This window comes from Pseudomonas sp. GW821-FHT01A09 (assembly GCF_058986725.1).
Map to the genome: position 1 here is coordinate 141,579 of NZ_JBYSWB010000008.1, position 12,574 is coordinate 154,152.

The window sequence follows — 12,574 nt, forward strand, 5'->3', positions numbered from 1 at the left end:
AACCGGCAAATTTAGATCACGAAAACCGCTCGCCAGCTCCAGACGGTCGCGGCAGAAGTCGCAGACCCTGCTAAAATGCGCGGCTATTTCTCTGATCCGTCTATTCGAAATGTCCCGACTCAATCCCCGGCAACAAGAAGCCGTGAACTACGTCGGCGGCCCTCTTCTGGTGCTCGCCGGTGCCGGTTCCGGCAAGACCAGCGTAATCACCCGCAAGATCGCGCACCTGATCCAGAACTGCGGCATCCGCGCCCAGTACATCGTCGCCATGACCTTTACCAACAAGGCCGCGCGCGAGATGAAAGAGCGCGTCGGCACCCTGTTGCGCGGCGGCGAAGGCCGCGGCCTGACCGTCTCGACCTTCCACAACCTGGGCCTGAACATCATCCGCAAAGAGCACGCGCGGCTGGGCTACAAGCCGGGCTTCTCGATCTTTGACGAGACCGACGTCAAGGCGCTGATGACCGACATCATGCAGAAGGAATACTCGGGCGACGACGGCGTCGACGAGATCAAGAACATGATCGGCTCCTGGAAGAACGACCTGGTATTACCGCCCGAGGCCTTGGAAAACGCCCGCAACCCCAAGGAGCAGACCGCCGCCATCGTCTACACCCATTACCAGCGCACGCTCAAGGCGTTCAACGCGGTGGACTTCGACGACCTGATCCTGCAGCCGGTCAAGCTGTTCCAGGCACACCCCGACATCCTCGAGAAGTGGCAGAACAAGGTGCGCTACCTGCTGGTGGACGAATACCAGGACACCAATGCCAGCCAGTACCTGCTGGTGAAGCTGCTGATCGGCACGCGCAACCAGTTCACCGTGGTAGGCGACGACGACCAGTCGATCTACGCCTGGCGCGGCGCGCGCCCCGAGAACCTCATGCTGCTCAAGGACGACTACCCGTCCCTGAAAGTGGTGATGCTGGAGCAGAACTACCGCTCCACCAGCCGCATCCTGCGCTGCGCCAACGTGCTGATCTCCAACAACCCCCACGAGTTCGAGAAGCAGCTGTGGAGCGAGATGGGCCACGGTGACGAGATCCGCGTGATCCGCTGCAAGAACGAGGACGCCGAAGCCGAGCGCGTGGCGGTCGAGATCCTCAGCCTGCACCTGCGCACCGATCGCCCGTACAGCGACTTTGCCATTCTGTATCGCGGCAACTACCAGGCCAAGCTCATCGAACTCAAGCTGCAGCACCACCAGGTGCCCTATCGCCTGTCGGGCGGCAACAGCTTCTTCGGTCGTCAGGAGGTCAAGGACCTCATGGCGTACTTCCGCCTGATCGTGAACCCCGACGACGACAACGCGTTTCTGCGGGTGATCAACGTGCCGCGCCGGGAAATCGGCTCCACCACCCTGGAGAAGCTCGGCAACTATTCCACCGAGCGCAAGATCTCGATGTACGCCGCCACCGACGAGATCGGCCTGGGCGAGCATCTGGACAGCCGCTTCACCGACCGCCTGGCGCGCTTCAAGCGCTATATGGACAAGGTCCGCGAGCAGTGCGCCGGCGATGACCCGATCGGCGCCCTGCGCAGCATGGTCATGGACATCGACTACGAAAACTGGATCCGCACCAACAGCTCCAGCGACAAGGCCGCGGACTATCGCATGGGCAACGTCTGGTTCCTGATCGAGGCCCTGAAAAACACCCTCGAGAAGGACGAAGACGGGGAAATGACCGTCGAGGAAGCCATCGGCAAGCTGGTGTTACGCGACATGCTCGAACGCCAGCAGGAAGAGGAAGACGGCGCCGAGGGCGTGCAGATGATGACCTTGCACGCTTCCAAGGGCCTGGAATTCCCCTACGTGTTCATCATGGGCATGGAGGAAGAAATCCTCCCTCACCGTTCGAGCATCGAGGCCGATACCATCGAAGAGGAACGCCGCCTGGCCTACGTGGGCATCACCCGCGCGCGGCAGACGCTGGCGTTTACCTTCGCCGCCAAACGCAAGCAATACGGTGAGATCATCGACTGCGCGCCGAGCCGTTTTCTCGATGAACTGCCCCCGGACGATCTCGCCTGGGAAGGTAACGACGACACGCCGACCGAGGTCAAGGCCGTGCGTGGCAATACGGCATTGGCGGACATCCGCGCCATGCTCAAAAGATGATTGAGACCTGAGGACCCAACGTGGAAGCCCTGCATAAAAAGATTCGCGACGAAGGCATCGTGCTTTCCGAACAGGTACTGAAGGTCGATGCCTTCCTGAACCACCAGATCGACCCGCTGCTGATGCAGCAGATCGGCGACGAGTTCGCGCGGCTGTTCGCCGACTCGGGCATCAGCAAGATCGTCACCATCGAAGCCTCGGGCATCGCCCCGGCGGTGATGACCGGGCTCAAGCTCGGGGTGCCGGTGATTTTCGCCCGCAAGCATCAGTCGCTGACCCTGACCGAGAACCTGCTGACCGCGACGGTGCATTCGTTCACCAAGCAGACCGACAGCACCGTGGCGATTTCGCCGCGGCACCTGAACAGCAGCGATCGGGTGCTGATCATCGATGACTTTTTGGCCAACGGCAAAGCGTCCCAGGCGCTGATCTCGATCATCAAGCAAGCCGGCGCCAGCGTCGCGGGGTTGGGGATCGTGATCGAGAAGTCGTTCCAGCCAGGGCGTGCCGAACTGGATGCCCAAGGGTACCGGGTCGAGTCGCTGGCGCGGGTCAAGTCGCTGGCGGGTGGGCAGGTGACCTTTCTTTAGCCGGACCGGCCTCTTCGCGGGCAAGCCCTGCTCCCACAGGTGTACGCGTACACTCGCGAAGAGGCCTGATCCACCAACATAAATCTTCCGGGTTCACGCCTGCCGCCCCCCCATAGCCTCATCCAATCCCGAACGGTACACCTGTGGGAGCAGGGCTTGCCCGCGAAGAGGCCCGCAAGCAGAGTCAAGATTGCGTGGCCTGCAACGCCGCCAGCAACAACCGCTGATACAGATCCTCGCGCAATCCATGGGGTTCGCTCAGTTGCATGCGCTGCAGATGCGCCGGAAACCGTGAAGGCTCCGGCGCGTCGAGCGCCGCCTTGCCCAATTCGATGATTTCGCTGAGGTGGAACTTGCTCTTGAGCCAGTTCAGCGCCCGCAGCAAGTCGCGCTCCTCTTCAGTGAAATCGCAGCCCAACGGGTACTCCGCGAACAACTGCGGATGGCGATCGCGGATGGCCTGCAAACGCTGCGGGGTATTGTCGGCAAAGCGCGGATCGAGCTGGAAATCCTTGCTCAGCTTGCCGGCAATCTGCGCTTCGGCAATCAGGCTCGCCTGGAAGCGCGAGTCGGCGATGTTGATGAGGCGGTCGACTACCACTGCATCGGTCTGCCCACGCAGGTCAGCGATACCGTACTCGGTGATGACGATGTCGCGCAGGTGCCGGGGGATGGTGCAATGGCCGTAATCCCACTGCACATTGGAGCTCACCACCCCGGCCGCCTCGCGCCAGCTGCGCAGGACCAGCACCGAGCGGGCGTCTTCCAGCGCGTGCCCCTGAACCACGAAGTTGTACTGGCCGCCGACGCCGCTGAGCACCCGGCCGTTCTCGAGTTGGTCCGACACCGCCGCGCCCAAGAGAGTGACGGTGAACACGGTGTTGATGAAACGCGCGTCCCGGCGCTGCAGACGCTTGAGCGCTTCATCACCATACAGCTCGTTGATATAGCTGATGGCGGTCATGTCGAAGCGAGACAAGGTGTCTTTCGGCAGCTCGCGCAGACGTTCATAAAAGCTCTGCGGGCCGAGGAAGAACCCACCGTGCAGCACCACCCCGCCTGGCGTCGAATCGTCCAGAGTGCCGAGGTTGGCCAGTGTCTGCTGCTGCACATCGGGGTAGACCTTGCGCCGCATCACCCCGGCCTCGGCCAGCACCAGCAAGCCATGCACGAACATTTCGCTGCAGCCATACAGGCCAGTGGCGAACGGCGCCAGGCCGCCTTCGCGGTCTATCAGCGGTTGCCAGGGGCGGATATCCAGATCGTCCAGCACCGCGCGGTAGCCGCCGTTATCGGCCTGGCGCGCCAGCAACGCCGCGGTCAGCGCGTCGCCCATGGCGCCGATGCCGATCTGCAGGGTGCCGCCATCGCGCACCAGAGTGCTGCTGTGCAGGCCGATGAAATGATCCTGACAGCTGACCGGCATGTTCGGCGTCGAGAACAGCCGGGTGTACTCCGACACGTCGATCAGCAGGTCGAAGGTATCGCTGGGCACCTCGGCGCCGCCGTCCATGTAGGGCAGCTGGTCGTGGATCTGACCCAGCATCAGCACGGTCTCGCCGGCGGCGCGACGCTTGGCGATCATGGGCAGCAGGTCGAGGGTGATGTCGGGGTTGCAGCTCAGGCTCAACTTGGAGGGATTGTCCTGATCCTGAGCCACCAGCTGCGCCACCAGGTTCAGGCCCTTGGCGTTGATGTCCCGCGCGGCATGGCTGTAGTTGCTGCTGACGTAATTGTGCTGCGCTTCGGTGCTGTGCAGCAGACTGCCCGGCTGCATGAAAAACTGTTCGACCTTGACGTTGGCGGGCAGGCTGTCGGTGCGCAGGGCGTGGAGAAAGTCGAGCTCAAGGTAGTCGCCATAGACGCGCTCGACGAAGGGCTCGAGAAAGCGTTTCTGCAGGCCCTCGCCCAGGGTCGGACGGCCTAGGGCCAGCGCGGTGTAGATGGTCAACTGGCGGTCTGGCAGTTGCTGGATACGGGCATAGAGCGCATTGGCAAAGCGATTGGCCTTGCCGAGCCCCAGCGGCATGCCCATGTGGATATGGGCCGGCAGACGTTCGAGCACTTCCTCGACGGCGCGATCGATGGAGCAGATGGTTGGCATATCAAAGGATCCCTGAGCGACTGACTGAGCTTAGGACCGCTTTTGCAGCCGCGCGACTCCCGAGGGCAAATGCCCGTTTTATTGTTTCTGGAGGTTACGACGAGCCCCAGCAGCTTGAAAACCAACAATAATCCGTCGTCGCCTCGTTCAAGCCCAGCACCTTTGCCTGCCCGGCCTGGGAGGAGCGCGACACCCATTCGACCCTCCGCGGGATGAGGGTCTACATTCCAGTCTGGCCGCACGCCCCAGGAGGGGGCTGGTTCCGACGCGCGTGCGAAGCCTTCGCTGATGAGCTTCGTGCAGAGCGCATAGTCGAAGGAACATCGCTTGATCACCACACCTGTCCGCCCGCTAATACCTTTTGTTTGCCTGAACATTGATGCGCAGAATCCGCCAGCGATCTTGCGCAATTCGTCGGCACTGACGAACGTCATCCAGGAAATACCGCCAGGCACCACCATGACTCCGCCTTCTGGACGGCGCCTGGCAGCCATGTTTCGTTCCATCCTGCGGGCTTTGGGCGGTAACAACGACAGCCAGGAAACAGCCAACGTCGAGTGTATTGGCCTCAGCTACCTGAACTCGGGAACCACGATCAGTGGCCTGGACCTGCCCGTCGACACCCCGCCCACTCGCATCGAACGCGCCATCGCTCTGATCGAAAGCTGCCAGACCGCGCTGGCCGGCCCCGCCCGCGCGGCCGGGCGCACGGCGGCGATCGTCACCCTGACCCTGGCGATTCGCGAAGCCGTGACCTACTACGTGCGCGAGGCCCTCGACAGCAACGACGTCAGCGAAGCCAACCGGGCCTGGGCCGCCGCTGGCGTCCTGCTGGCCGGCCCGTGCCTGAACGTACTGGGTGCTTTACGAGAAGAGGGCATGGCTTGTGCCAATACCCGCAGCCGCGTTGGCCGCGCCGCCATGCTGGGCCTCTGTGCGGCGGCTGGCCTGGCGCTCGCGTTGTATGGCGACGTACCAGGCATGCTGCCAAGTACATTGGCCACGTTGGTGTACTCGATGGTTCGCGACTTGATCAACGCCTTTTTCCCGCTCAACACCAATGTGCAGGATTACACCGTACTACCCACGGCGGCGGCAGCCGGCCTGTATGGGGCCATGGGCGCGCTGTTTGACACGTTGGCCGCGCAGGTTCCGCCCATCCAGAACGATCTCGGCTACGACCTGTTCAACCGTTGGCGCGACGCCCTACCCGGTATGGTCGCGATTATGTCCTACTCGGTGCTGGACGACCTGATCTTGCCGCTGCTCAACTATGGTCCGTGGCAAGCCACCGAGCGGCCGCCTTTCGAGATTGACGCCGGAAGCCGCTGGGCCAGTGCCAGCGATCTGGCACGTGCCATCACCACCAACGTGGCGTTGCGGGCCAGTGCCATCAATGTGATCAACGCCTTGTATGCCGTCTCGCTCGCGCAACTGACCACGCAGGCCGATGAAACCGGGGAAGTATCGATATACCAGCAAGTCATCGGCGGTACGGTATTGGCGGCGAGTTTCGCGTTGATCTACCTGCCGTTCGTGTTCGGCACACTGGCCTCGCCGCGCGCTGCGGCGAGGGCTTCGGACGTCGAGTCAAGGGAGCTTGAAATCACCCATATGTAGCGAAAGATTTCAGCGTACCGGCACCGGCCTGTTCAGAAATTTGCCGGTGTCGCCGCACTGATCAACCGCGCCGGGGTATCGAAGGGGTTGCGAAAGCGATGGGGACGGCTGCTCTCGAAGTAATAGCTGTCGCCCACTTCCAGCAGGAACGTCTCCAGGCCGACCACCAGCTCCAGGCGACCTTCGACCAGAATGCCGGTCTCCTCGCCTTCATGCGTGAGCATCTCTTCGCCAGTATCGGCACCCGGCGGATAGATTTCGTTGAGGAAGGCAATGGCGCGGCTGGGGTGGGCACGACCGACCAGTTTCATGGTCACGGCGCCATCGGAAATATCGATCAGCTCGTTGGCCTTGTAGACCACCTGGGTGGGGTTTTCCGGTTGCAGCTCTTCGGAAAAGAACTCGACCATGGACATCGGGATACCACTGAGCACCTTCCTCAACGAACTGATCGAGGGGCTTACGCTGTTCTTCTCGATCATCGAGATGGTGCTGTTGGTGACGCCCGCGCGTTTGGCGAGTTCACGCTGAGACAGCCCCTTGAGTTTGCGGATGGCTTGCAGTCGTTCACCGACGTCCAATGCGGGAGTCCTCCAGAGGATTCGAAAAAGTCGATTGAAACGCCATCATCGCAACAGCGTTCGATATTTACAACATCTCGACCAGGGTGAATCGTCTGAATGTCCCCCGCCCTGCGGGTCAGGCACCGGTGTAGATCAGCGGCACCCGGCGCAGGTTGCAGAATATCTGATAGGCGATGGTGCCGGCCTGCAATGCCACATCGCTGGCCAGCACGTTTTTGCCCCACAACTCCACGGGGCTACCCAGGCCCGCGGCAGGCACGTCGGTCAGGTCGATGCACAGCATGTCCATCGATACCCGCCCCAGCAAACGGCTGCGCTGGCCGGCCACCAGCACCGGCGTACCAGTCGGCGCCACCCGCGGATAACCGTCGGCATAGCCCATGGCGACCACACCAACGCGCATCGGCCGATCGGTGATGAAGCCGCCGCCGTAACCTATGGGTTCGCCGGCCGGCAGCTCGCGCACGCAGATGACTTTCGACTCCAGGGTCATGACCGGCTGCAGGCGCGCGGCCTGGCTTTGCGGCTCTTCGAACGGCGTGGCGCCGTACAGCATGATCCCCGGGCGCACCCAGTCGCTGGGTACCTGCGGCCAACCGAGCACAGCCGGGGAATTGCGCAGGCTGATTTCGGCGTCCAGGCCTTGGCGGGCGGCCTGGAACACCGCGACCTGCTGGTTGCTGGCATCACTGTGCAGCTCGTCCGCGCGGGCGAAGTGGCTCATCAGTACGATGCGCGAGACCTTGCCGCTGGCCTGCAGGCGTTGGTAACCGGCGCGGTAATCCTTGGGATGCAGACCGACTCGGTGCATGCCCGAGTCGAGCTTGAGCCAGACCACGATGGGCTTGGCCAGGGCGGCTTGTTCGATGGCTTCGAGTTGCCACAGCGAATGCACCACGCACCACAGATCATGCTCGACGATCAGCGTCAGTTCGCTGGCTTCGAAGATACCTTCGAGCAGCAGGATCGGCGCGGCGATACCGGCCGCGCGCAATTCCAGCGCTTCTTCGATGCAGGCGACGGCGAAACCGTCGGCCTCGGCTTCCAGCGCCTGGGCGCAGCGTACGGCACCGTGGCCATAGGCATCGGCCTTGAGCACCGCTAGCGCACGGGCGCCACCGCTGATGTCGCGAGCCAGTTGGTAGTTATGGCGCAAGGCCTGCAGATCGATAAGGGCACGGGCGGGACGCATGAGGGGTCTTCTTGAAAGTCTTGGAGTTAAAGGCCTGCGGGCTCTACCCCTGTAGCGAGGGGGCTTGCCCCCGATAATCGAGTCAGCACCACTGATGCATCTGACACCCCGAATCGGGGGCAAGCCCCCTCGCTACAGGGAAGCATCTTGATTCTTACGGCAACGCTGCAACCACCGACAGTTCGACGAGAATCTCCGGCTCGCACAGCTTCGACTCGACCGTCGCCCGGGCAGGGGCCACGCCCTTGGGCAGCCACTGGTCCCACACGCTGTTCATGCCTTCGAAGTGCGCATCGATGTCCTTGAGGTAAATCGTCACGGACAACAGACGTGTCTTGTCAGTACCCGCCAGGTCGAGCAGGCGCTCGATGTTGGCCAAGGTCTCGCGGGTCTGCTGTTCAATCCCGGCGCTCATGTCGTCACCGACCTGACCGGCAAGGTACAAGGTGCCGTTATGGCTGACGATCTGGCTCATGCGCTCATTGGTGAGCTGGCGCTGGATTGACATGTTCTGCAGTCTCCTGGTGTTTGCTGTAACGGGAAATATCGAGGCCTTTAGCGCTGATCTGCGGCTTTTTGCGCGCGATCAGGTCCGCCAGCAGGCGTCCGGAACCACAGGCCATGGTCCAGCCGAGGGTGCCATGACCGGTGTTGAGGAACAGGTTCTTCATGGGCGTCGCGCCGACGATCGGCGTGCCGTCCGGGGTAGTCGGCCGCAGCCCGGTCCAGAAACTGGCCGCGCCGAGGTCGCCGCCCTGAGGATAAAGGTCGTTGACGATCATCTCCAGCGTTTCCCGGCGACGCGGGTTGAGCGACAGGTCGAAACCGGCGATTTCGGCCATGCCGCCGACGCGGATACGGTTATCGAAACGGGTGATCGCCACCTTGTAGGTTTCGTCGAGTATGGTCGAGGTCGGCGCCATGGCGCTGTTGGTGATCGGCACCGTCAGCGAATAGCCCTTGAGCGGGTAGACCGGCGCGCGGATGCCCAGTGGCTTGAGCAACTGCGGCGAGTAGCTGCCCAGCGCCAGCACGTAGCGATCGGCGGTTTCCAGCTGGCCGTCGATCCACACGCCATTGACCCGATCGCCGGCGAAATCCAGGCGCTCGATGTTCTGCCCGAAGCGAAATTCGACGCCCAGGGCCTTGGCCATTTCCGCCAGGCGCGTGGTGAACATCTGGCAGTCGCCGGTCTGGTCATTGGGCAAGCGCAGGGCACCGGCGAGGATATCGGTGACATTGGCCAGCGCTGGCTCGACCCGGGCGATGCCTGCGCGGTCGAGCAACTCGTAGGGCACGCCAGATTGCTCGAGCACGGCGATGTCCTTGGCGGCGTTATCCAGCTGCGCCTGGGTCCGGAACAGTTGGGTGGTGCCCAGGGTCCGACCTTCATAGGCGATACCGGTTTCGGCGCGCAGTTCATCGAGGCAATCGCGGCTGTACTCGGACAACCGCACCATGCGCTCCTTGTTGACCGCATAGCGGCTGGCCGTGCAGTTGCGCAACATCTGCGCCATCCACAAGTATTGATCGACGCTGGAGGTGGCCTTGATGGCCAGCGGCGCATGACGCTCGAGCAGCCACTTGATGGCCTTGAGCGGCACGCCAGGCGCGGCCCAGGGCGAGGCGTAGCCAGGCGAGACCTGCCCGGCGTTGGCGAAACTGGTTTCCATGGCAACCGCAGGCTGGCGATCCACCACCACCACGTCGAAGCCTTCACGGGCCAGATAGTAGGCAGTGACGGTACCGATCACACCGCTGCCAAGCACCAGAACTCGCATGTTCAATCCCTCAACGCGGAAATCCGCTGACGTAAGTTGTATTAAGCGAAGATGTGGGCAGTATAAAAAGGTACAGCCAGTGCATTTCACTATATACGCGGCTATATTTGGCGAGGATTCTCGGCAAAAACCGCTTTTACGGAGGGGTATCGACCTATGCGAACCCAGCATCAGAGCAAGCGTGAACTGGACAAGATCGACCGCAATATTCTGCGCTTGCTTCAGGCCGATGGGCGTTTGTCGTTCACCGAGTTAGGGGAGAAGGTCGGCCTCTCGACCACGCCATGCACCGAGCGGGTTCGCCGCCTGGAGCGCGAAGGCATCATCATGGGCTACTACGCCCGGCTCAACCCGCAACATTTGAAGGGTAGCCTATTGGTGTTCGTCGAGATCAGCCTCGACTACAAATCCGGTGACACTTTCGAAGAATTTCGCCGGGCGGTGCTGAAATTGCCCCACGTGCTGGAGTGCCACCTGGTATCAGGCGACTTCGACTATCTGGTCAAGGCGCGGATTTCCGAGATGGCGTCGTACCGCAAGTTGCTCGGGGATATCCTGCTCAAGCTGCCCCATGTGCGCGAATCCAAGAGCTACATCGTCATGGAAGAGGTGAAGGAGAGCCTGAACCTGCCGATTCCGGATTGATCGGACGAGAACTGCCAGGGGGCTTGCCGCCGACCAGGGTGGGTCAGGCGCGCTATTGAGGCAGGCGCATTTTTCGGGGGCAAGCCCCCTCGCTACAGGGTCAGACCAGCACTTGGCGGGTGGTGGCAATCAACCGATGAATCAACGCCTCGGCATGTGCATCGGTCGGCTCGTCGGGGCCGCGGCCGCGGGGGCACGGCAGGCTCGGGGTGGTGCCGAACAGGCGGCAGATCAGCGGCCGCTCGTCGTAGACGGTGCAGCCTTGAGGCCCCAAGTGCACGCAGTCGAGACGCTCCAGCGCGGCGTCCTGCTCGGCGGCGGTCTTGCGCGGCAGGCGGGCCATTTCCTCGGCGGAAGTGGTCACCGGGCCGCAACAATCGTGGCAACCGGGAACGCATTCGAAGCTGGGGATCTGTTCGCGCAAAAAGCGGATCTTGTGGAGATTGCAACTCATGACGTGCATACCGCTGTATCGAGTGGGCTATTTTGCACGCTCAGGCCACGAGTTGCTTGCCGATCATCGCCGAGCCTATGCTGCCGTCAAATTTAGCGAACATCGTTTTCCAGGACCCTGCACATGAATGCCCCAGTCTCGCACACGGACCAACGCCCCGCGCATACCGCTTCCTACTATGCCGCCAGCAGTGCGGCGCAGCCGGATCATCCCGCGCTGCAAGAGCAGTTGGTCGCGGATGTGTGCGTGGTCGGCGGCGGCTTCTCCGGGCTCAACACGGCGATCGAACTGGCCGAGCGCGGGCTCTCGGTGGTGTTGCTCGAGGCGCGGCGGATCGGTTGGGGCGCCAGTGGCCGCAACGGCGGGCAGTTGATCCGTGGCGTCGGTCACGGCCTGGAGCAATTCAAATCGGTGGTCGGCAGCGAGGGCGTGCGCGCCATGACCCTGATGGGCCTCGAAGCGGTAGAAATCGTCCGCCAGCGCATCAGCAAATACGACATCCAGTGCGACCTGACCTGGGGCTATTGCGACCTCGCCAACAAGGCTCGCGATCTGGAGCACCTCAAGGAAGAGGCGGTGGCGCTCAAGAGCCTGGGCTACAGCCACGACCTGCGGATTCTCGAGGCCGACCAGGTACACACGGTGGTCGGCTCCAACCAGTATGTCGGCGGCATGATCGACATGGGCTCCGGGCACCTGCACCCCTTGAACCTGGCCCTGGGCGAAGCGGCGGTCGCCCAGCGCCTGGGGGTGAAGCTGTTCGAAAACTCCTTGGTGACGCGCATCGACTACGGCCCGCAGGTGAAGGTGCATACCGCCCAAGGCAGCGTGACTGCCAATACCCTGGTGCTGGGCTGCAACGCTTACCTCAATGGGCTCAACCCGGAGCTGAGCGGCAAGGTGCTGCCCGCTGGCAGCTATATCATCGCCACCGAGCCGCTGGATGAAGCGACCGCGCGGCAACTGCTGCCGCAGAATTTCGCCGTGTGCGATCAACGGGTGACCGTGGATTACTATCGCTTGTCGGCCGATCGCCGCCTGCTGTTCGGCGGTGCCTGCCATTACTCCGGACGCGACCCCAAGGACATCGCCGCCTATATGCGGCCGAAGATGCTCAACGTCTTCCCGCAGCTCGCCGAGGTGAAGATCGACTACCAGTGGGGCGGGATGATCGGCATCGGCGCCAACCGCTTGCCGCAGATCGGCCGACTGGCCAGCCACCCCAATGTGTTCTATGCCCAGGCCTATTCCGGCCACGGCCTCAACGCCACGCACCTGGCCGGGCGCTTGCTGGCCGAAGCCATCAGTGGCCAGGCCAGCGAGCGTTTCGACCTGTTCGCCAAGGTGCCGCACATGACCTTCCCCGGCGGCAAGTACCTGCGCTCGCCGCTGCTGGCGCTGGGAATGCTGTGGCATCGGTTCAAGGAGCTGGGCTGAAGCTCGGTTGCACTCTCCAATTTCTGCACAGCCACAACCGGCCAGTTC

The 12,574-nt window shown here is 62.6% G+C and carries 11 protein-coding genes; 5 read left to right on the plus strand and 6 right to left on the minus strand.

All coding sequences use genetic code 11. The annotated features are described in order from the left end of the window. Positions 1-109: 109 nt before the first annotated feature. Positions 110-2,119, plus strand: coding sequence for a DNA helicase Rep (gene rep, locus AC3WJP_RS11970; protein WP_493721475.1), 2,010 nt, complete (start codon positions 110-112; stop codon positions 2,117-2,119). Between the two features lie 20 nt (positions 2,120-2,139). Then, the gene (xpt, locus tag AC3WJP_RS11975) at positions 2,140-2,709 is read left to right on the plus strand and encodes a xanthine phosphoribosyltransferase (RefSeq protein ID WP_493721474.1); all 570 of its coding nucleotides are present in this window, start codon (positions 2,140-2,142) and stop codon (positions 2,707-2,709) included. 184 nt (positions 2,710-2,893) lie between these two features. Here xpt and AC3WJP_RS11980 read toward each other — a convergent pair whose 3' ends face one another. After that, positions 2,894-4,813, minus strand: a complete 1,920-nt coding sequence (locus tag AC3WJP_RS11980) for an acetyl-CoA hydrolase/transferase C-terminal domain-containing protein (RefSeq protein ID WP_493721473.1) — start codon at positions 4,811-4,813, stop codon at positions 2,894-2,896. 459 nt (positions 4,814-5,272) lie between these two features. On the opposite strand from AC3WJP_RS11980, the gene AC3WJP_RS11985 reads away from it, so the two are divergent. Further along, entirely contained in the window at positions 5,273-6,433 is a 1,161-nt protein-coding gene (locus AC3WJP_RS11985) for a hypothetical protein (protein ID WP_493721472.1), read from the plus strand. A gap of 32 nt (positions 6,434-6,465) precedes the next feature. Here the strand turns inward: AC3WJP_RS11985 and AC3WJP_RS11990 are convergent, their stop codons facing one another. From AC3WJP_RS11990 to dadA, 4 genes are all read right to left on the minus strand, one after another. Then, entirely contained in the window at positions 6,466-7,014 is a 549-nt protein-coding gene (locus tag AC3WJP_RS11990; protein WP_493721471.1) for a cupin domain-containing protein, read from the minus strand. 118 nt (positions 7,015-7,132) lie between these two features. Next, a complete protein-coding gene (alr, locus tag AC3WJP_RS11995; RefSeq protein ID WP_493721470.1) occupies positions 7,133-8,209 on the minus strand; it encodes an alanine racemase in 1,077 nt (358 codons plus the stop codon). 154 nt (positions 8,210-8,363) lie between these two features. Then, positions 8,364-8,717: a RidA family protein gene (locus tag AC3WJP_RS12000; protein ID WP_493721469.1), complete on the minus strand. Its 354-nt coding sequence runs from the start codon at positions 8,715-8,717 to the stop codon at positions 8,364-8,366. Continuing rightward, entirely contained in the window at positions 8,689-9,990 is a 1,302-nt protein-coding gene (dadA, locus tag AC3WJP_RS12005; protein WP_493721468.1) for a D-amino acid dehydrogenase, read from the minus strand. The genes AC3WJP_RS12000 and dadA overlap by 29 nt, the downstream gene beginning before the upstream one ends. 156 nt (positions 9,991-10,146) lie before the next feature. Between dadA and AC3WJP_RS12010 the strand changes: the two genes are divergently transcribed. Further along, positions 10,147-10,635 (plus strand): Lrp/AsnC ligand binding domain-containing protein, encoded by a 489-nt coding sequence (locus AC3WJP_RS12010; RefSeq protein WP_226503990.1) that lies wholly within the window; start codon positions 10,147-10,149, stop codon positions 10,633-10,635. 100 nt (positions 10,636-10,735) lie between these two features. On the opposite strand, the gene AC3WJP_RS12015 is transcribed toward AC3WJP_RS12010, so the two are convergent. Next, on the minus strand, positions 10,736-11,089 hold the full coding sequence (locus AC3WJP_RS12015) for a YkgJ family cysteine cluster protein (RefSeq protein ID WP_493721467.1): 354 nt from the start codon (positions 11,087-11,089) through the stop codon (positions 10,736-10,738). 123 nt (positions 11,090-11,212) lie between these two features. Here AC3WJP_RS12015 and AC3WJP_RS12020 point away from each other — a divergent pair, with 123 nt between their 5' ends. Beyond that, on the plus strand, positions 11,213-12,526 hold the full coding sequence (locus AC3WJP_RS12020; RefSeq protein ID WP_493721466.1) for an NAD(P)/FAD-dependent oxidoreductase: 1,314 nt from the start codon (positions 11,213-11,215) through the stop codon (positions 12,524-12,526). The last annotated feature ends 48 nt before the right edge of the window (positions 12,527-12,574 follow it).

Coding starts and splice junctions, on each gene's coding strand:
- AC3WJP_RS12020 (WP_493721466.1), top strand. CDS start 11,213: ATGAATGCCCCAGTCTCGCACACGGACCAACGCCCCGCGCATACCGCT.
- AC3WJP_RS12010 (WP_226503990.1), top strand. CDS start 10,147: ATGCGAACCCAGCATCAGAGCAAGCGTGAACTGGACAAGATCGACCGC.
- AC3WJP_RS12015 (WP_493721467.1), bottom strand. CDS start 11,089: ATGAGTTGCAATCTCCACAAGATCCGCTTTTTGCGCGAACAGATCCCC.
- AC3WJP_RS11980 (WP_493721473.1), bottom strand. CDS start 4,813: ATGCCAACCATCTGCTCCATCGATCGCGCCGTCGAGGAAGTGCTCGAA.
- alr (WP_493721470.1), bottom strand. CDS start 8,209: ATGCGTCCCGCCCGTGCCCTTATCGATCTGCAGGCCTTGCGCCATAAC.
- AC3WJP_RS11985 (WP_493721472.1), top strand. CDS start 5,273: ATGACTCCGCCTTCTGGACGGCGCCTGGCAGCCATGTTTCGTTCCATC.
- dadA (WP_493721468.1), bottom strand. CDS start 9,990: ATGCGAGTTCTGGTGCTTGGCAGCGGTGTGATCGGTACCGTCACTGCC.
- rep (WP_493721475.1), top strand. CDS start 110: ATGTCCCGACTCAATCCCCGGCAACAAGAAGCCGTGAACTACGTCGGC.
- AC3WJP_RS12000 (WP_493721469.1), bottom strand. CDS start 8,717: ATGTCAATCCAGCGCCAGCTCACCAATGAGCGCATGAGCCAGATCGTC.